The sequence below is a fragment of the Pseudomonas sp. NPDC089554 genome, from assembly GCF_050280645.1.
In the GTDB taxonomy this organism is placed as follows: Bacteria; Pseudomonadota; Gammaproteobacteria; order Pseudomonadales; family Pseudomonadaceae; genus Aquipseudomonas.
Window position 1 is genome coordinate 1 of the sequence record NZ_JBNNVR010000020.1, and the last position, 18,309, is coordinate 18,309.

Consider the following 18,309-nt stretch of genomic DNA (forward strand, 5'->3'; position numbering starts at 1 on the left):
GACCCACGCGGATGTGGGGATGGTGTTGGCGATGCAGACGTTGCGCTTGTTCGGGGTGATTCTGACGGGGGCGTATATTGCCTGGGCCTGATGAGCTTCGAAGCGGCGATCAACCGCGACTACCCGGTGGTGTTCGGCACCCTGTTCATCTTCACCCTGCTGGGGCTGGTGGTGAAACTGATCGGCGACCTCACCTACACCCTGGTCGACCCGCGTATCGACTTCGCCAGCCGGGAGCACTGACATGGCCCTCTCTCCCCTGAACCGTCGGCGCTTCGAGCGCTTCAAGGCCAACCGCCGTGGCTGGTGGTCGCTGTGGCTGTTCCTGGTGCTGTTCGGCCTGAGCCTGGGCGCCGAGCTGATCGCCAACGACAAGCCCATCGCCGTGCGCTACGACGGCGAGTGGTACTTCCCGGCCTTCAAGCGCTACCCCGAGACCACCTTTGGCGGCGAATTCCCGCTGGAGGCCAACTACAAGAGCCCGTATATCCGCGAGCTGCTGGCACACAAAGACAGCACAGTGATCTGGGCGCCGATCCCCTACAGTTACCAAAGCATCAACTACGACCTCAAGGTGCCCGCCCCCGCGCCACCCTCGACAGACAACCTGCTGGGCACCGACGACCAGGGCCGCGACGTGCTGGCCCGGGTGATCTACGGCTTCCGCGTGTCGGTGCTGTTCGCCCTGACATTGACCGTGCTCAGCTCCATCGTCGGCGTGATCGCCGGGGCCTTGCAGGGCTTCTATGGTGGTTGGGTCGACCTGGCCGGGCAGCGTTTTCTGGAAATCTGGTCGGGCCTGCCAGTGCTGTACCTGCTGATCATCCTCGCAAGCTTCGTGCAGCCGAACTTCTGGTGGCTGCTGGGCATGATGCTGCTGTTCTCCTGGATGAGCCTGGTGGACGTGGTGCGCGCCGAGTTCCTGCGTGGGCGCAACCTCGAGTACGTGCGCGCCGCCCGCGCCCTGGGCATGCGCAACGGGCCGATCATGTTCCGACACATCTTGCCCAACGCGATGATCTCCACCATGACCTTCATGCCGTTCATCCTGACCGGCGCCATCGGCACCCTCACCGCCCTGGACTTCCTGGGCTTCGGCCTGCCCGCCGGCTCCGCCTCGCTGGGCGAGCTGGTGGCCCAGGGCAAGTCCAACCTGCAGGCACCGTGGCTGGGCATCAGCGCCTTCGCCGTGCTGGCGGTGATGCTGAGCCTGCTGGTGTTCATCGGCGAATCCGCCCGCGATGCCTTCGACCCGAGGAAATGACATGAGCCAAGACACCCTGATCGAAGTACGCGACCTGGCGGTCGAGTTCGTCACGGGCGACCAAGTCAACCGCGTGGTCGACGGTATCAGCTTCGATATCCGCAAGGGCGAGACCCTGGCCCTGGTCGGCGAAAGCGGCTCGGGCAAGTCGGTCACCGCCCACTCGATCCTGCGCCTGCTGCCCTACCCCCTGGCCCGGCACCCGTCCGGCGTCATCCAGTACGCCGGGCAAGACCTGCTGCACCTGGGCGAGAAACCGATGCAGCGCATTCGCGGCAACCGCATCGCGATGATCTTCCAGGAGCCGATGACCTCGCTGAACCCGCTGCACAGCATCGAGAAGCAGATCAACGAAATCCTCCTGCTGCACAAGGGCCTGACCGGCAAGGCCGCCACCGCCCGCACCCTGGAGCTGCTGGAACTGGTGGGCATCCCCGAGCCGAAGAAGCGCCTCAAGGCCCTGCCCCATGAACTGTCCGGCGGTCAGCGCCAGCGGGTGATGATCGCCATGGCCCTGGCCAACGAGCCGGAACTGCTGATTGCCGACGAACCCACCACGGCGCTGGATGTGACCGTGCAGTTGAAGATCCTCGACCTGCTCAAGTCGCTGCAAGCGCGTTTGGGCATGGCCCTGCTGCTGATCAGCCACGACCTCAACCTAGTGCGCCGCATCGCCCACCGCGTATGCGTGATGCAGTGCGGCAAGATCGTCGAGCAGGCCGACTGCGCCACGCTGTTCAAGCAGCCCAAGCACCCCTACACGCAGATGCTGATCAACGCCGAACCCAGCGGCGAGCCTGCCGCCACCGACATCGGCAAGCCGCTGTTGGCAGTGAACGACCTGCGCGTGTGGTTCCCGATCAAGAAAGGCCTGCTGCGCCGCACCGTGGACCATGTGAAGGCGGTGGACGGGGTGAACTTCAGCCTGCCCCAGGGGCAGACCCTGGGCATCGTCGGCGAGAGCGGTTCGGGCAAGTCGACCCTGGGCCTGGCGATCCTGCGGCTGATTTCCAGCCGGGGCGGCATTCACTTCCACGGCCACGACCTCGAAGACCTGAACCAGAAGCAGGTGCGCCCGCTGCGCCGGGAAATGCAGGTGGTGTTCCAAGACCCGTTCGGTAGCCTGAGCCCACGCATGTGCGTGAGCGAGATCGTTGGCGAGGGTTTGCGGATTCACAAGATCGGCACGCCTGAAGAGCAGGAAAAAGCGATTATCGCAGCACTGGAGGAAGTGGGCCTGGACCCACGCACCCGCCACCGCTACCCCCATGAATTCTCCGGCGGCCAACGCCAGCGCATCGCCATTGCCCGGGCGTTGGTGTTGAAGCCTGCGTTGATCCTGCTGGATGAGCCCACTTCAGCGCTGGACCGCACGGTGCAGCGCCAGGTGGTAGAGCTGCTGCGCTCGTTGCAGCGCAAGTACAACCTCACTTACCTGTTCATCAGCCATGACTTGGCGGTGGTGAAGGCGCTGAGTCACCAGTTGATGGTGATCAAACATGGGCATGTGGTGGAACAGGGGGAGGCGTCGGGGATCTTCCATGCGCCGCAGCATCCGTATACCAAGCAGTTGCTGGAGGCGGCGTTCCTGGAAGTGGAGCCGGCGGTGTAGCAGGTTATTGCGCCTCGAATGCGGGGCGGAAAATCGGATTTGTCCGCTTCCTTGTAGTACGTTTCCCAAACATTCTTCTACCGCCTTTTTTCCGTTGCAGCCGCTCTAGCACCGCTCTAGTCTCGGCGGGTCGTTGCTTATCAACGACACAGCTTTGACAGGCTGTAACGGTAAATAGCGTATGGCTAAGCCTTTATGGCGGCTGTACGTGCGGGCACGCTTGCGTGCGCCGGAGATTTGCTATTTACCGCCGGTCTGTCAACCCACGTACAGCTGCCACCCTTCTGTTTGACAGCAGGTGGGCGGCCGCACTTGAAGGTAAATAGCTATGTTGAAGATCGTCCCCGATCCACCTCACGCCCCTCATTCTCTCGAAGACACCCTGATCCAAGCCACCGACTACGCCTTGTGCGCGCAAACCGTGGCTCATCAGGCGTTGTTGCTTCTGCCCAAATGCCCTGGCGCGATTCTGATGATGGCCTCGCTGCACGAGATCGAGTCGCTGCGGGTGTTGCTTGAGTCGGCGTTGATTCAAGTGCAGATGCCGGCGCAGGCAAGGCACTAAGCATCAGGTTTTACATTGGCTGTTCTGGCCCTTTCGCGGGCAAGCCCGCTCCTACAGGTTCACCGCAGGCCAGAGAGCGGCGCTGTACCTGTAGGAGCGGGCTTGCCCGCGAAAGGGCCGGAACAGGCACCCCACTTTTCAGGGAAAGATCACCATGCCAACAGACGACACCCCCACCAAAACCACCGTCGGCAAAACCAAGTTCTACCAAGGCGAAGGCCAAACCCACCCCCTGTTCTGCATCGAACCCGGCATCCCCTGCCAACACGCCCGCGAGCAGGCTTCAGAACTGATGGGCTACGTGCGCGACATGACCCTCTCCGGCCTGATGGACGAGAACCCCCAGCTGATCTGGGCCTCGCAGGCCAAGGCACTGATGGACGACGCAGAACTGGGCATGTGCCATTAACGGCGCAGCCCAAAAACAACTGGGGTGGCATGTGAGACACATGCCACCCCAGTCTTGCCGCTACTTCGACGAAATCAGAAATCGATGGTGCCGGAGAACTTCACCAACCGCGGATCGCCCTGAGTCATGTAGCCGCCGTTGGCCGAGGCCCAGTAGTTCTTGTCGGTGATGTTCTCGACATTCACGCGCAAGGTCAGGTCCTTCTCGGCCAGCTTCAGCTTGTAGCGCGCACCAGCGTCGAAACGGTTCCAGGTCGGCAGGCTGAGGTTGTTCGCCGCATCGACGTACTGGCCACCGGTACGCAGCATGCGCGCATTGAGCGCCAGGCCATTCACACCCGGTACATCCCAGTCGACACTGGCGTTCAGCTGGAAGGTCGGCACGCCAATGGCATCGTTGCCATCGTTCAGGCCATTGAGGGTCTTCTTCTGCTCCGAGCTCATGCGGGTACCGCCAGCCATCAGGCGCAGGCCGCTGATCGGCTCGCCATAAACGCTCAGCTCGATGCCCTTGTTCACCTGCTCGCCATCACGAATGAAACTGGTGCCCTGGGTGTAGCCGTCCGAAGGCTTCTCGATGCGGAACACGGCCAGGTTGGCGCCGTAGGTTTGCTTGTCGAGCTTGATCCCCATTTCCAGCTGCTTGGTGCGGCCCGGCGGGAACATCTGCCCGGCGTTGATCACGTTCGCAGGTGCGGTCGGGCCTTGGGCCAGGCCTTCGATACGGTTGGCGTACAGCGAGACGCTGTCGGTGGCCTTGAACACGATGCCGTACACCGGCGTGGTGATGCCCTCGTCGTACGGCTCGCCGCTACGGCTGCCGTCATTGCGCGGGTTGGCCACGCCGTTGGAGGTGGTGCCGTCGTAGGTGTAGTTCTGCACCAACAATTGCTGGCGGCGCACGCCGTAGGTCAGCAACAGGCGGTCGTCGAACACGCCAATGGTGTCGGAAATGGCGATGCTGCGGTTACGCACCTTGCCGGTCACGCCTGGGTCGCCCATGTCGCCACCGGTCAGGCTGATATCGGTCGGCCGTGGCAGCGGCAGGGGGTTGTAGATGTTGCTGTTGCCGGTGGTGGAGCGATAGAAGATGTAGGCGTTTTCCGCCTGGGTCCACATGGTGTTCGCGCCGACAGCGATCTGGTGGCTGAGCGGGCCGGTTTGCAGGCGACCATTGAGGCCTGCGCTGAAGCTGGTGTTGTCTTCGCCATGGACGATGTCCGAGCCGCCCAAGGTCGCCGAGCCGCTATTGCCGACCAGCACCGGGGTGCCGTAGGTGCCGTGCTCGCGGGTGTGGCGGGCGCCGCCGGCCAGGTAGGCGGTCCAGCTGTCGCTCAGGTCCCACTCGCCACGGATCATGCCGAAGGTGTCTTCCGACTCGCTGTAGGTCCAGTCCTGGCCATAGTTGCGGCTGGCGTCCGGCGCCGTGGGAACCTTGGTCGTGAGGTTGGCCCCCGTGCCTGGGCGTACCGAGTTGCGCAGGTGGTTGATGCGCTGCTTCTGGTAGCCGAAGTCGGTGGAAACACGGAAGTTGTCGCCGCGGTAGTCCAGCCCTGCGACGAACAACTTGGAGCGCTGGTCCTGGTCGTCGATGGCGGTTTCGCCTTCGCGCTGGCTCAGGTTCAGGCGCACGCCAAAGCGGTTGTCTTCACCGAAGCGCTGGCCGATGTCCAGGTGCTCGCCGATTCGGCCATCGGTGCTGATGTCCTGGGTGTAGCGGCGCGTCGGGGTGTCCTGGGCGCGCTTGGGTTGCAGGTTGACGTTGCCGCCAAGCCCGGTGCCGGTGGGGCTTACGCCATTGAGGAAGGCGTTGGGGCCCTTGAACACCTCTACCCGTTCCACGCCGTCGGTGGACATGATCTGGCGCGGCAGGATGCCGTACAGGCCGTTGAAGGAAATATCGTCGCCGCTCAGCGGCAGGCCACGAATCACGAAGACCTTCGACTGGTTGCCGAAGCCGAACGACTCACGCACCGACGGGTCGTTCGCCAGCACATCGCCGATGTCTTCGGCCTGCTGGTCCTCGATCACCTTGGAGGTGTAGCTGGTCATGGTGAAGGGCACGTCCATGTTGTCCTGGTTGCCCAGCACCCCCATCCGCCCGCCCCGCGCGACCTGGCCACCGGCGAACTCTTCGGTCAAGCCATCGTTACGGGCCTTGATCGCGTCGGCATTGATATCGGTGGCTTCGAGCTGGATAGGCTCGGCGGCGTGCGCCATGAAGCCTACGGAGCAAAAGAACGCCAGCGCGGCTGGTCGAGAGGGGAAGCGAGAGGCCATTTTGCGAACCCTGACAAGTAATGAAGATAAGAAAAAACGCGCAAATGGTAATGGTTTGTATCTTCAAATACCATCAAATGTTACTGCTTTTTGCCAGCATCTAAAAACGTTACGTTTTCAGGTGCCTGCCTCCCCAGGGGCAGCCCTGCTAGACTCACCTCACTCGCCTCGCCGCCTGCACACCACAGCCAACGCCTGCGCGTGTACGTACCTCTATCCAACAGGCAGGGCCGATGACCTTCAGACACGGTGTCAACCTCACCAACTGCGACCGCGAACCCATCCAGATCCCGGGCAGCATCCAGCCCCACGGTTGCCTGCTTGCCTGCGACGCTTACGCCAACCTCGTCCTGCGCCATTCGGCCAACACCTCGGACATGCTCGGCTGCAACGCCGAGATCAACGGCCAGAAGCTGCATGCAGTGCTGGGCGACGAAGCCGCGCATGCCATTCGCAACGCCCTGGCGCGCACCAAGGAAGCCTCCCGCCCTGCGCTGTTGTTCGGCGTGCAGCTGGCCTCGGGCAAGGTGTTCGACATCAGCGCGCACCTGTTCAAAGGCACTGCGATCATCGAATTCGAGGCGGCCGGCGCCAGTGTCGCCGAGCCCGTGGAACTGGCCCGCGCGCTGATCGCCCAGCTGCGCGAGATCGACCAGAATGCCAAGCTGTACCGCGACGCCGCGCGCTTCGTGCGGGCGGTGCTCGGCTATGACCGGGTGATGATCTACAAGCTGGGTGTCGATGGCGCCGGCAAGGTGGTGGCCGAAGCCAAGCGCGGCGACCTGGAAAGCTTCATGGGGCAATACTTCCCAGCCTCCGACATTCCCCAGCAGGCCCGCGCCCTGTACCTGCGCAACCCGATCCGGGTGATTTCCGATGCTACTTGCAAGACCGTGCCGCTGGAGCCGGTGCTGGACCCTTCAGGCGAGCCGCTGGATCTTTCCTACGCGCACTTGCGCAGCGTCTCGCCCATTCATTGCGAATACCTCACCAACATGGGCGTAGGTGCGTCGATGTCCATCTCGATCATCGTCGATGGCCAGCTGTGGGGCCTGATCGCCTGCCATCACTATGCGCCACGCGCCCTGCCCATGGGGCAACGGGTGGCCGCCGAGATGTTCGGCGAATTCTTCTCCCTGCACATCGAGCGCCTGCGCAGCCGCCAGCAGCTCGATGCTTCCCGGCATGTCCACCAGGCGCTGGACACGCTGCTGCGCAACGCCAACCAGGCGCCGGACATGGCCGAGTTCTTCCATGCCCGCCTGGGCGAATTCAAGTCGCTGGTGGCGTGCGACGGCATCGGCATGTCGCTGCAAGGTCGCTGGTCGTCGCTCGGCCTCACCCCGCCCGCGGCCGCCATCACCGAACTGCTGAGCCTGGCGCAGAGCGTCGCCGAGGGCCAGACCTGGGCCTCCAACCGCCTGTCGAGCGTGCACCCGCCCGCCCAGGCCTATGCGGCGCAGGTGTCAGGCGTGCTGATCATTCCCATGTCGCAGCACCCACGGGACTACCTGGTGCTGTTTCGCAAGGAAGTACTGGAAACCCTCGACTGGGCCGGCGACCCGAACAAGACCTATGACACCGGCACCCACGGCGAGCGCCTGACCCCACGCAAGAGCTTCGCCATCTGGAAGGAAACCGTGCACCAGCAGTCGCAGCCCTGGAGCGAGCAGGACCGCCAGTTCGGCGAAGCCATTCGCACCGCTGTGGTCGAGGTGGCGCTGCACAACAGCGAGCTGCTGGCCAGCGAACGCTCCAAGGCCGACGTGCGCCAGCGCATGCTCAACGAGGAGCTCAACCACCGGGTCAAGAACATCCTGTCGCTGATCGGCGCGCTGGTGGCGCACCCCACCTCCGAAGGCCAGCCGCTGAAGGACTACGTAGGCAAGCTCAAGGGGCGGATCCAGGCCCTGTCGCTAGCCCACGACCAGGTGGTGCGCGGCGATGGCGGTGGGCGTCTGTCGGCGCTGCTGGAGGCGGAACTTTCGCCCTATCGCGGCTCTGCCGAAGTGATCGAGCTGGCAGGCCCGACGGTGATCCTCGATGCCCGCGCCTACTCGGTGATGGCACTGGTGCTACACGAGCTGGCGACCAACGCGGCGAAGTACGGGGCACTGTCGCGGGCCGGTGGCAAGCTCTCGGTCAGCTGGACGCTGGACGCTGGCATGGCCTGCGACATCACCTGGGTGGAGCGCGATGGGCCGACGGTGCGCGCGCCTAGCCGCAGCGGCTTTGGCTCGGTGCTGATCGACCGCAGCATTCCGTTCGACCTGGGCGGCACCAGCCGCGTGGAATACCTGCCCGAAGGCGTGCGCGGGCTGTTCCGCATTCCGGCCAAGCACATCACTGTCGCCGAGGCAGAGCCGGCCAGTGCCCAGGAAGTACCGGCGGCACTGGGCGGCGGCAACTTCGAGGCGCTTCAGGCGCTGAACGTGCTGATCGTCGAGGACCAGTTGGTGATTGCGGTGGGCCTGGAACAGATATTGGCCGATGCCCTGGTGAGCGATGTGCGCACTGCCAGTTCCGAGGTGGAGGCCCTGCGCCTGATCGCCAGCCGCGCGCCTGATGTGGCGGTGCTGGATGTGAACCTCGGCAGCGGCACCTCGGTGGCGGTGGCCGACGAGCTGGTCAAACGCAATATTCCTTTCGTGTTCGCCACAGGCTATGGCGACAGCGCGAGCTTGCCGGACCGACTGCGTGGGGTGCCAGTGGTGCGCAAGCCGTACGATGCGGTGTCCATCCTGTCGAGCTTGCAGCGGTTGCTTTCGAGCGACGCGCGGTAGTTGGGGCCGCTTTGCGGCCCCGGCGATGTCAAGTGAACAGTATTGCTGCGCTGCTTACTCCAACGCCTCGACCACCCCCTGGTCTTCCCCCAGGAACCCACCACTCTGGTGCTGCCACAACTTGGCATAGGTGCCATTTTTGGCGAGCAACTCAGCATGGGTGCCCTGCTCGATGATCCGCCCCTCGTCCATCACCACCAACCGGTCCATCGCCGCAATGGTCGACAACCGGTGGGCGATGGCGATCACCGTCTTGCCCTGCATCATTTCATCCAGGTTTTCCTGAATCGCCACTTCCACTTCCGAGTCCAACGCACTGGTGGCCTCGTCTAACAGCAAAATCGGCGCGTTCTTGAGCATCACTCGGGCAATGGCGATGCGCTGGCGCTGGCCACCCGACAGCTTGATGCCACGCTCCCCCACCAAAGTGTCGTAGCCGCTGCGCCCTTGCGGGTCGGTCAGCTGGTTGATGAAGCCATCGGCCTGGGCGCTGAAGGCGGCGCGGCGGATCTGCGCATCGGTCGCCTCGGGGCGGCCATAGGCGATGTTGTCGCGGATCGAGCGGTGCAGCAGCGAGGTGTCCTGGGTCACCATGCCGATGGTGGCGCGCAAGCTGTCCTGGGTGACCTGAGCGATGTCCTGCCCATCGATGCGAATTTTCCCGCTATCGACGTCGTAGAAGCGCAGCAGCAGGTTGATCAACGTGGACTTGCCTGCGCCCGAGCGGCCCACCAGGCCGATCTTCTCGCCCGCGCGAATGTCCAGGCTCAGGCCATCGAGTACCTGGCGCTCGCCGTTGTAGTTGAAGCTCACGTTGTCGAAGCTCACCGCCCCGCCGCGCGGCTCCAGCACACCAGCGTTCGGCGCGTCCTGCACCTTGGGGCCGCTGGCCAGGGTGGCCATGCCGTCCTGCACGGTGCCGATGCTTTCGAACAGCGAGGTCATCTGCCACATGATCCAGTGCGACATGCCGTTGATGCGCAACGCCATGGCGGTGATCGCCGCCACCGCGCCAGCGCCCACCTCGCCCTGGTGCCACAGCCACAGGGCGTAGCCGCCAGCGCTCATGATCAGGCCCACCACCAGCGCCTGGTTGACGATCTCGAACTGGCTCACCAGGCGCATCTGCCGGAAACCGGTCTGCTTGAAGTCTTCCATCGCCGCGCGGGCGAAATGCGCCTCGCGTTTGGAGTGGGAGAACAGCTTGACCGTGGTGATGTTGGTGTAGGCGTCCGACACCCGGCCGGTCATCGACGAGCGCGCATGGGCCTGCTCCTGGCCCACCTTGCCCAGGCGTGGCACGAAGTACCACATGGCCAGGCCGAACAGCGCGATCCACGCCAGGAAGGGCAGCATCAGTTTCAGCGCAAAGCCGCCTGCCAAGGCGATGATCGCCACGAAGTACACGCCGATACCGGGAATGATCTCGATCAGGGTGAACAGCACTTCGCGCACGCCCAGGGCGGTTTGCATCACCTTGGTGGTGACCCGTCCGGAAAATTCGTCGGAAAAGAACGACAGGCTCTGGCGCAGCATCAGGCGGTGGAAGTCCCAGCGCAGGCGCAGCGGCAGGTTGATCGCCAGCACCTGGTGCTGCATCACGGTACGCATGGCCACCAGGCCGATGCTGGTGACCAGCACCAGCCCTACGCCCCACAGCACTTGGCGCTCCTGCTCGCCTACCGTGTCGCCGGCCTGCCAGGTCGACAGCAGGTCGACCACCTGGCCGAGGAAGGAAAACAGCCAGGCTTCGTAGATCGAAACAGCGGCGCTGAGCAGCGCCATCAACAGGATGTAGCCGCGAGCACCGCGCGTGCAGGCCCACATGAAGCGCGCCAGCCCCATGGGCGGCGGCGGGACTTCATCGGGTGGGAAAGGGTCGAGCCAGCGTTCGAATACACGCAGCATGAGAATCTCCATATCACTAGAACCTGGAGATTCTGCCACTTATCGCCGCGTTTGGCCCCCGCCGCGTCCCTGTTCAGGCCCTGCGCACGGCCAGCGCCGCGAGCACCACACCGGCTACCACCAGGCAAAGCCCCAGGGTGAACACGGCGGTGATTTCCACGTTCAGCACCAGTTGCGAGAGCGCGATACCCACCAGCGGAACGCCCAGGGTGAAGTTCGACATCTCGAAGGTGGAGATACGCCGGCCATGTTCAGCCGAGATCACGAAGCACGCCGAGGTGGCGATCGGGCCGATGAACACCAGCATCTGCACCAGCCCCAGGTTCAGCTCGATGTTCGCCGGGCTGCCCTCCTGAACGAACGCGACGATCGCCAACGGCACACTGGCCAACAGCATCTGCCAGGGCGCCAACTCGATGGGCGACGACGTCCAGCGGTGGCGCTTCACATGCAGGATCACCACCGCCCAGGCGATGGCCGCGAGCAACAGGAAGGCGGCGCCCATCACGGTACTCTCGGCGCTCCAGTCCAGCTCGGCGGGCGAGCAGATGACCGCGATGCCAGCCAACCCCACCAACAGCGCCAGCAACTGCAACTTCGACGGCCGCTCCTTGAACACCACCCAGGCGGCGAGCACGCACCACAGCGGCGTGGTGTAGGCCAGCAGCACTGCGCGACTGGCGTCGATATGCACCATGGCGATCATGCCAAGGCCGGTGAAGGTCATCATCTGCAACAGGCCGATGGACAGCACGATGGGCAGGTCTTTCTTCGGCGGCAGGCGCAGGCGGCCCTGCACGGCCAGGTACACGAACAAACAGGCGCCGGCACTGGCGAAGCGAATGGTCGCCAGCCACAGCGGCGACACTTCGGCCAATGCCAGCTTGGTGATCGGCCAGCTCGCGCCCCACAGCAGCACCATCAGCGCAAGCCAGGCATAGCTGTTGGACGGCAATTGCCGGGTTTGACCCAGGCTTGCACAGGCTTGATTGGATGCAGACATGACGGGCTCCGACGCTTCGAATTCACATGACAAATGCTATTTCGAAGCAGGAAGAAATTCTGTTCTATCTCGTCCTCAAATTGTGCGGATGAGGTAAGGTTTACCGAAACCAAAAACAAAATAGGTAAATCTCACCATGAGCAGAGCCAAGCTCGATGACGCCAGCCTGCGTATCCTCGATGCCCTTCAATCCAACGCCGAACTGAGCAACGCGGAACTGGCCGAACTGGTGGGGCTTTCCGCCTCGCCGTGCTGGCGCCGCGTGGCGGAAATGAAGGAGGCCGGGGTGTTGCGCGGCGCGGTGACCTTGGTCGACCCGGCCAGCCTTGGCCTGGCCATCAACGTGTTCGTGCACGTGACCCTCAAGTTGCAGGACAAGAAGTCGCTGGAGGTATTCACCAACTGCATCCGCGAACGCCCCGAGGTGATGGAGTGCTACCTGATGAGTGGCGAGGCCGACTTCATGCTGCGGGTGGTGAGCCAGGATTTGAGCGAGTACCAGAACCTGTTGCTCGACTGCCTGACGGTGATTCCGGTGGTGGCGAGCATCAGGTCGAGCTTTGCCTTGAGCCAGGTGAAGTACACCACGGCGTTGCCGACCAACCACTTGCGTGGGCGGGGGGCTTAAATGCTATTGGGGCTGCTCTGCAGCCCTTCGCGGGCAAGCCCGCTCCTACAGATGTAGTGCTGGCGCAGTGCCTGTAGGAGCGGGCTTGCCCGCGAAGGGCCGCAGAGCGGCCCCTTGCCTCAAGCCTCAGCCGCCCGCCCAGCCACCACCTCACCCTCCCCCACCATCCCCTCGCGCATACGCTGCGCATCCCGGCTGAAGCAGCGCGAAGCCCCCAGCAAAAACAGCATGGTCAGCAACAAGGCCACCGGAATGAGGTACATCGCATCGTGCAGCCCCTGGGCCTTGAACGCCTCGTTCATCACCACCTCCCCGGCGGCCAGCATGGCCTGGTTGGCGAAGTGGTCCGACAGCCCACCCACCACCACCGGCCCCAGGCCGCCACCGAGCAGGTACAACCCGGCAAAGAACAAGGCCATGGCCGTGGCCCGCAGGCGCGGTTGCACCACGTCCTGGATAGCGGTGTACACGCAGGTATAGAAGTTGTACGAGAACAGCCAGCCCACTCCAAACACCGCGACGAACACGCTCAGCTCGATGCGCCCCGCATGCAGCGCCCAGGCGGTGGCCAGCGAGGCCACGAACATGCTGACCACGGCGAACAGCAGGCGGCCATTGGCCCAGCGCTGGTGCACCTTGTCGGCGACCCAGCCGCCCAGGGTCAGGCCGAACAGGCCGGTAACCCCGACGATCACCCCGGTAGACACCGCCGCCTGGTGCAGCGACAGCTCAAAGTAGCGTTGCAGCATCGGCACCATGAACGAGTTGCAAGCGTAGGACGAGAAGTTGAAGGTCAGCCCCGCCAGCACCAGCCAGGCGAAGGTCGGCACGCTGAGCACCCGGCGCAGCGGGCGGTCGATTGGGGCCTGGGAGATCGCCATCGCCTCCGCCGCGCCGCGTGCCGGTTCACGAATCATGAACAGGAATACGGCCAATAGCATCCCCGGCACGGCGGCGATGAAGAACGGCGCACGCCAGCTGTCGAACGCCTGCACCATGGCGCCGATGGTGAAGAATGCCAGCAGCAGCCCCAGCGGCAGGCCCAGCATGAAGATACCCATCGCCCTCGAGCGCCGCTCGGCGGGGAACAGGTCTCCGATCAGCGAATTGGCAGCGGGTGCATAGCTGGCCTCGCCAATGCCCACGCCCATGCGCACCAGCAGGAAGCTCCAGAAGTTGCCGACCATGCCATTGACCGCCGTCAGCCCGCTCCAGGCCATCAAGCCCCAGCCCATGAGCTTGGCCCGCGAACCGGTATCGGCCAGACGCGCCAACGGCAAGCCGGCAATGGCGTAGACCAGGGTGAAGGCGGTGCCGATCAGGCCGATCTGAAAGTCGCTCAGGTGCCACTCCCGGCGGATCGGTTCGATGATGATGGCGGGAATGGTGCGGTCGAAGAAGTTGAACAGGTTGGCCAGGAACAGCAGGAACAGAATGCGCCAGGCGTTGGACACTTGCGGACCGGTGGTCATGGGCGGCTCCCTCTTTATTTTTGTTAGGGCTTCCAGCATGCCTCGCGAATCTAGAGGGTAAGGTGGCGCGACGTCTGCCACCATTGACCGGGGTGATGACAAGTGATGCATGGAGAAGGCCTGTCAAAAAGCCTTGGGCTGGAGGATGGCATTTGCTAGATTGACTTGATATCAAAAAGCCACTCCAGCCTTTCACAGGGATGTGCCATGACCAACATCAACGTTTTCCTGCGGGAAAACCTCGTCGGTATCTCCAGCAACATCAGCATCGCGCCGCAAATCGACGAGAAAAAACTCAACAATGCCGTGAAAGCGTTCGCCTTCACCGGTAGCCCGTCCACTGTCGTGGCGCTGTTCGACAACACCCTGTTCGGCAGCGGCAAGGACGGCATCTTGTTCACCGGCGAGCAGTTGATCTACCGCGGCAGTTTTTCCGACCCGGTCAGCGTGCCCTTCGCCTCCATCGAAGCCGTCGAGTACGTGGAGACCGTCACCGGCAGCAAGGGCGACAAGACCGAAGTGTCGCTGCTGATCCGCCGCAAGGAAGGCGCGGCCCTGCCGATCACCGGCCTGCTCAGCTGCAACTACCGCAAGCTGGTGGAAACCCTGCAAACCTGCGTGCAGGACTTCAGCGAGTTCACCGAAGAGCGCCAACTCATCTCCATCGATGAACTGGGCGAGCCGTTGAAAGTCGCCTATGTGCAGGCGGTCATCAACATGGCCTACGACAACGACCAGGTCATCGATGACAAGGAGTTCGCCGAAGTCCTCCAGTTGATGACCCGCCTGGACCTCACCCCCGAAGCCCGCTTCATCCTGCGCACCTACATGGCCTCCAGCAGCGGGCACATCCCCCTGGCCACCCTGCTCGAACGCATCAACAGCAACAGCCCCGCCGGGCAGGTCAAGGCGCTGCATGTGTCGCTGGTCAAGGACCTGATAAACGTCTACTACAGCACCGGCGGGCGCGACATCGCGCAGTTCGCGTTCCTGCAGAACAACCGTGAATTGCTTGATGTCAGCGACGAGGAAATCGAGCTGGCGGTCATGGCCATCAAGAATGACTACGACATGCTGCGCGACGACCTGACCGATGACCAGATCGTCTCGGCGCTGAAGTTGCTCTCGGCAAAAGCCGCGGCAGTGGGCACGCCCCTGGCGGCGGTGTACCTGTCAGGCTCGGTGGTGGGCATGTCGGCGGCGGGCCTGACTTCTGGCCTGGCGAGCCTGGGCATGGGCGGGCTGCTCGGCATGTCGGGGATGATGACCGGCATCGGCGTAGCGGTGTTGATTGGTGTCGGCGCCTACGCAGGTGTACGCAAGCTGACCGGCGCCAACGAGCTGACCCGCTCCAAGCGCCGCGAGCTGATGCTCAACGAAGTGATCAAACAGACCCAACTGACCATTTCCCTGGTGATGAAGGACATCAACTTCATCACCGAGAAGCTCAACGAAGCCATCCGCACCCACGGCGTGCAGGACGCGCAGATCAAGCGCCTGGCTGGACTGATGGCGCAGATGACAGGCGCAGGCGCAGTGCTCACGGAGAAGACCAACTCGGCCCAGGCCAGCGCCACCAAGCTGCGTTGCGCCCAGCACCTGGATGAAAGCAAGCTGCGCGCGCTGACCCGCGAACCGACCAAGGCAGAGCTGTACCCGTGGATTCTCGAGTTCTACGAAGAACGCCCGGTCGTGGTAGGGCGCGACGAGGCTGGCGAAGAAAAGACCGAGGTAAAGCTGTGCCTCAAGCGTGACCGCGACCGCAAGCAGCTGGAAACCCTGGCCCGCGCCTTCGAAGCCATCGGCTACTTCAACGTCGGCGACGTGCTGCTGGGCACCGCCAGCGAAGCTGCGGGCAAGGCCCGTGAAAAACTGAGCAGCCTGTTCTCATGAGCACCAAGCCGCCGCTCTACGAACAAGCCCAGGCGCTGGGTATCCAGCAGCATCAGCTCGACCAGAGCAATGCGCACCTGGACACCATGCTCGGCACGCTCGAACAGATGGCCCATGACCAGCGCAGCAACGCCGACCTGCTGGACAGCCTCCTGGCCCAAGCCAACGACGCGTTGGAAGGCCAGGACCTGGTGTTCGTCGTCGATGCCGATGAAACGGCCATGTTCGAGCACGAGTTGCTGGCAACACCTTCGGACTACCAGGCAACGCTGCAACCGCTACCGATGCTCGACGTCGTCGAGCTCGACGACGACGCGAACTGGCTCGACTGCCTGGCCCAGCTCGACAACTATGCCGCGCGCCAAGGGCTCGAACGCGCCGAAGACCCGTTCCGCGGCCTGATGACCGACAGCCAGCGGGTCATGCTGGAAAAACGCATCAAGGACGAGTTCGCACTCAAGGCCGCCGCCTGCGACAAGTACGACTACATGATCGCCGGCACCTGCGGCCTGATCGGCGGTCTGGTCGATGTGTTCTTCGTAGGCGTGCCGGGCAAGGGCGCTTTGGGCAAATGGGCCGATGAGCAGACCGACAACGCGGTCAAGGGCTTTGCCAAGCTCAATGGCTGGAAAGGTGCACGAGAGGGCTCCAGCGAAATCGCCAGTGCCATCAGCTTTCTCGAGCAAAAGTTCCACATCAACTATGACCACGCCACCACCCATGCCACCGGCGGTGCGGTGAAGAACATGTCGATGAGCAACCACCATGTGAAAAGCCTGGGCCATTCACCCGACCTGGTGGGGCTGTTCTTCTCGATTCTCGATCAGTTCAGCAACACCGCCCATTTCGTCGACAAGGGCAAGCTGATCAGCATCGACACCAAGACCTTCGAACTCAGTGGCTCCAACCTGGTGGCCAAGGTATTCGCAGGCTTCATGAACTGGCTGGGGCACCTGTTCTCGGACATGGCCGGTTCATCTGGCGGGCGTGGCAAGGTGAATGCCGGGCGCGGGTCGGGTATTCCGATTCCCTTCTATTCGCTGCTGCAGTTTCTCAACGTGGGTGCCTTCGGCCAGCATCGCCAGACCTTCTCGACCATCGCCGTAAAAGTATTCGAAGCCGGCTACGACCTGCGCCACGGCCTGGCCATGGCCATTCCGGTGCTGATCACCGAACTGCTCACCCGCATGATGTGGGTGATCAAGCAGCGCTTCTACCACGAGCAGGCCTGGCGCGATTGCATTCCCACCGCCGGCAACCCAGAGCTGCGCAGGATGCTGCTGATCGGCCATGGCACCTTGTGCCTGGTGGACGGCACCGATGCCGCGTTGCGCTCGGGGGGCAATATCGTCGCCTTCATGGTGCGCAGCAACCTGATCGCCTGGGCCCGCTTCGGCACCCTGGCGATCAAGGAGCTCAAAGCCTGCTACCTGGCAGGGTCGCTGGATGTAGAAGCGGTCGATGAATATCTGGACGCCGAATACGCACGCCTGCTGGCAGCATGAAAATGGCTCGACCGCGCCGGCCAAAGGCGCGGTCGAGTGGTTTCACGGCGCGAAGGTGACCGCCTGCAACGGCGCGGTATTGACCTTCAGCTCGAACACATCCGGCCGCGAGTAATGCCCGGCGGCATCGAAGTCGAGGTTGCCCTGGCTCAGCTGGCTCATGTCCAGGTCGGCGTAAAGCTCGGTCTCGCAATCGAACACCGGGCCGGCCAGCACCTCACCCAAGGGGCTGACGATCATGCTGCCGCCGCGCATCACGTAGTCGTCTTCCTGGAAGTCCAGACCAAACGCCTCACGATGCTGCGCCGGGAACTCGCCCAAGCGAATCGCCTGGCAGGACGACAGCACGAACACCCTGCCCTCCAGCGCGATGTGCACCATGGAGCTGGCCCAGCTGGGGCGGTCGTCGGCGGTGGGCGTGCAATACAGCTGCACACCTTGTGCATACATGGCCTGGCGCAAGGCCGGCATGTAGTTCTCCCAGCAGATCACGTTGCCGATCACGCCCAGCTCAGTGCTGACAGGCGCCAGGGTCGAGCCGTCGCCGAAGCCCCAGATCAAGCGCTCCTGCCCGGTGGGCATCAGTTTGCGCCGGTAGTTGGCGATGCCACGCCCTGGCACCAGGGTCACGGCGGTGCAATAGAGCGTGCGGCCAAAGCGCTCGATGATGCCGACCACCGTGGTCACGCCGGTCTGCTCGACGCTTTCGGCCAGGGCGGCCAGCTCCGGGCCGTCCAGCGTCACGGCGCCTTCGACATAGCGCTGGTACAGCGCCCGCCCGGCCGCGCCACGGTTACCCACCACGCTGCCGAACGACGCGCCCTTGGGGTAGCCGCCAATGAACGCCTCGGGAAACACCGCAAGCTTTGCGCCCTGTTCTGCCACCCGGCTGAGAATGCCAGCGGCTTTTTCGACACTGGCCATCGGCTCGTAGGGCACCGAGGCGGCCTGGATGATTGCTACACGGGTCATGATGACTCCTGTCTCT

The 18,309-nt window shown here is 63.5% G+C and carries 13 protein-coding genes and 1 pseudogene; 9 read left to right on the forward strand and 5 right to left on the reverse strand.

Features of this window, described 5'->3' with window-relative positions:
• Positions 1 to 81: 81 nt before the first annotated feature.
• The 5 genes and pseudogenes from ACQKPE_RS08760 to ACQKPE_RS08780 all read left to right on the forward strand — a co-directional run.
• Positions 82 to 243: pseudogene (locus ACQKPE_RS08760) on the forward strand (microcin ABC transporter permease); the annotation flags it as partial.
• Position 244: 1 nt separating this feature from the next.
• Positions 245 to 1,264 (forward strand): ABC transporter permease, encoded by a 1,020-nt coding sequence (locus ACQKPE_RS08765; protein ID WP_427664985.1) that lies wholly within the window; start codon positions 245 to 247, stop codon positions 1,262 to 1,264.
• Position 1,265: 1 nt separating this feature from the next.
• The gene (locus tag ACQKPE_RS08770) at positions 1,266 to 2,876 is read left to right on the forward strand and encodes an ABC transporter ATP-binding protein (RefSeq protein ID WP_427664987.1); all 1,611 of its coding nucleotides are present in this window, start codon (positions 1,266 to 1,268) and stop codon (positions 2,874 to 2,876) included.
• Between the two features lie 328 nt (positions 2,877 to 3,204).
• Positions 3,205 to 3,441, forward strand: a complete 237-nt coding sequence (locus tag ACQKPE_RS08775; protein WP_427664989.1) for a hypothetical protein — start codon at positions 3,205 to 3,207, stop codon at positions 3,439 to 3,441.
• A gap of 154 nt (positions 3,442 to 3,595) precedes the next feature.
• Complete coding sequence (locus tag ACQKPE_RS08780) at positions 3,596 to 3,850, forward strand: DUF3077 domain-containing protein (protein ID WP_427664990.1); 255 nt, start codon at positions 3,596 to 3,598, stop codon at positions 3,848 to 3,850.
• Positions 3,851 to 3,924: 74 nt separating this feature from the next.
• Here ACQKPE_RS08780 and ACQKPE_RS08785 read toward each other — a convergent pair whose 3' ends face one another.
• Entirely contained in the window at positions 3,925 to 6,129 is a 2,205-nt protein-coding gene (locus tag ACQKPE_RS08785; RefSeq protein ID WP_427664992.1) for a TonB-dependent receptor, read from the reverse strand.
• Positions 6,130 to 6,362: 233 nt separating this feature from the next.
• Here ACQKPE_RS08785 and ACQKPE_RS08790 point away from each other — a divergent pair, with 233 nt between their 5' ends.
• On the forward strand, positions 6,363 to 8,912 hold the full coding sequence (locus ACQKPE_RS08790; protein ID WP_427664993.1) for an HWE histidine kinase domain-containing protein: 2,550 nt from the start codon (positions 6,363 to 6,365) through the stop codon (positions 8,910 to 8,912).
• Between the two features lie 54 nt (positions 8,913 to 8,966).
• Here the strand turns inward: ACQKPE_RS08790 and ACQKPE_RS08795 are convergent, their stop codons facing one another.
• Together ACQKPE_RS08795 and ACQKPE_RS08800 are read right to left on the reverse strand one after the other, a co-directional pair.
• On the reverse strand, positions 8,967 to 10,820 hold the full coding sequence (locus tag ACQKPE_RS08795; protein WP_427664995.1) for an ABC transporter ATP-binding protein: 1,854 nt from the start codon (positions 10,818 to 10,820) through the stop codon (positions 8,967 to 8,969).
• A 73-nt stretch (positions 10,821 to 10,893) separates the two neighbouring features.
• Positions 10,894 to 11,823 (reverse strand): DMT family transporter, encoded by a 930-nt coding sequence (locus ACQKPE_RS08800; RefSeq protein ID WP_427664997.1) that lies wholly within the window; start codon positions 11,821 to 11,823, stop codon positions 10,894 to 10,896.
• Between the two features lie 136 nt (positions 11,824 to 11,959).
• Between ACQKPE_RS08800 and ACQKPE_RS08805 the strand changes: the two genes are divergently transcribed.
• Positions 11,960 to 12,451: an Lrp/AsnC family transcriptional regulator gene (locus tag ACQKPE_RS08805; RefSeq protein WP_427664999.1), complete on the forward strand. Its 492-nt coding sequence runs from the start codon at positions 11,960 to 11,962 to the stop codon at positions 12,449 to 12,451.
• 119 nt (positions 12,452 to 12,570) lie between these two features.
• Here the strand turns inward: ACQKPE_RS08805 and ACQKPE_RS08810 are convergent, their stop codons facing one another.
• Positions 12,571 to 13,923, reverse strand: coding sequence for a spinster family MFS transporter (locus ACQKPE_RS08810; protein WP_427665000.1), 1,353 nt, complete (start codon positions 13,921 to 13,923; stop codon positions 12,571 to 12,573).
• Between the two features lie 207 nt (positions 13,924 to 14,130).
• Between ACQKPE_RS08810 and ACQKPE_RS08815 the strand changes: the two genes are divergently transcribed.
• Together ACQKPE_RS08815 and ACQKPE_RS08820 are read left to right on the forward strand one after the other, a co-directional pair.
• Positions 14,131 to 15,816 carry a hypothetical protein gene (locus tag ACQKPE_RS08815; protein ID WP_427665002.1) on the forward strand — a complete coding sequence of 562 codons (1,686 nt, stop codon included), beginning with the start codon at positions 14,131 to 14,133 and terminating at the stop codon, positions 15,814 to 15,816.
• On the forward strand, positions 15,813 to 17,321 hold the full coding sequence (locus ACQKPE_RS08820; protein WP_427665003.1) for a hypothetical protein: 1,509 nt from the start codon (positions 15,813 to 15,815) through the stop codon (positions 17,319 to 17,321). Before ACQKPE_RS08815 ends, ACQKPE_RS08820 begins: the two co-directional genes overlap by 4 nt.
• A gap of 42 nt (positions 17,322 to 17,363) precedes the next feature.
• Here the strand turns inward: ACQKPE_RS08820 and ACQKPE_RS08825 are convergent, their stop codons facing one another.
• Positions 17,364 to 18,293, reverse strand: coding sequence for a carbon-nitrogen hydrolase family protein (locus ACQKPE_RS08825; RefSeq protein WP_427665004.1), 930 nt, complete (start codon positions 18,291 to 18,293; stop codon positions 17,364 to 17,366).
• Positions 18,294 to 18,309 lie beyond the last annotated feature (16 nt).

Coding starts and splice junctions, on each gene's coding strand:
- ACQKPE_RS08775 (WP_427664989.1), top strand. CDS start 3,205: ATGTTGAAGATCGTCCCCGATCCACCTCACGCCCCTCATTCTCTCGAA.
- ACQKPE_RS08770 (WP_427664987.1), top strand. CDS start 1,266: ATGAGCCAAGACACCCTGATCGAAGTACGCGACCTGGCGGTCGAGTTC.
- ACQKPE_RS08820 (WP_427665003.1), top strand. CDS start 15,813: ATGAGCACCAAGCCGCCGCTCTACGAACAAGCCCAGGCGCTGGGTATC.
- ACQKPE_RS08780 (WP_427664990.1), top strand. CDS start 3,596: ATGCCAACAGACGACACCCCCACCAAAACCACCGTCGGCAAAACCAAG.
- ACQKPE_RS08795 (WP_427664995.1), bottom strand. CDS start 10,820: ATGCTGCGTGTATTCGAACGCTGGCTCGACCCTTTCCCACCCGATGAA.
- ACQKPE_RS08790 (WP_427664993.1), top strand. CDS start 6,363: ATGACCTTCAGACACGGTGTCAACCTCACCAACTGCGACCGCGAACCC.
- ACQKPE_RS08825 (WP_427665004.1), bottom strand. CDS start 18,293: ATGACCCGTGTAGCAATCATCCAGGCCGCCTCGGTGCCCTACGAGCCG.
- ACQKPE_RS08800 (WP_427664997.1), bottom strand. CDS start 11,823: ATGTCTGCATCCAATCAAGCCTGTGCAAGCCTGGGTCAAACCCGGCAA.
- ACQKPE_RS08765 (WP_427664985.1), top strand. CDS start 245: ATGGCCCTCTCTCCCCTGAACCGTCGGCGCTTCGAGCGCTTCAAGGCC.
- ACQKPE_RS08805 (WP_427664999.1), top strand. CDS start 11,960: ATGAGCAGAGCCAAGCTCGATGACGCCAGCCTGCGTATCCTCGATGCC.
- ACQKPE_RS08810 (WP_427665000.1), bottom strand. CDS start 13,923: ATGACCACCGGTCCGCAAGTGTCCAACGCCTGGCGCATTCTGTTCCTG.
- ACQKPE_RS08815 (WP_427665002.1), top strand. CDS start 14,131: ATGACCAACATCAACGTTTTCCTGCGGGAAAACCTCGTCGGTATCTCC.
- ACQKPE_RS08785 (WP_427664992.1), bottom strand. CDS start 6,129: ATGGCCTCTCGCTTCCCCTCTCGACCAGCCGCGCTGGCGTTCTTTTGC.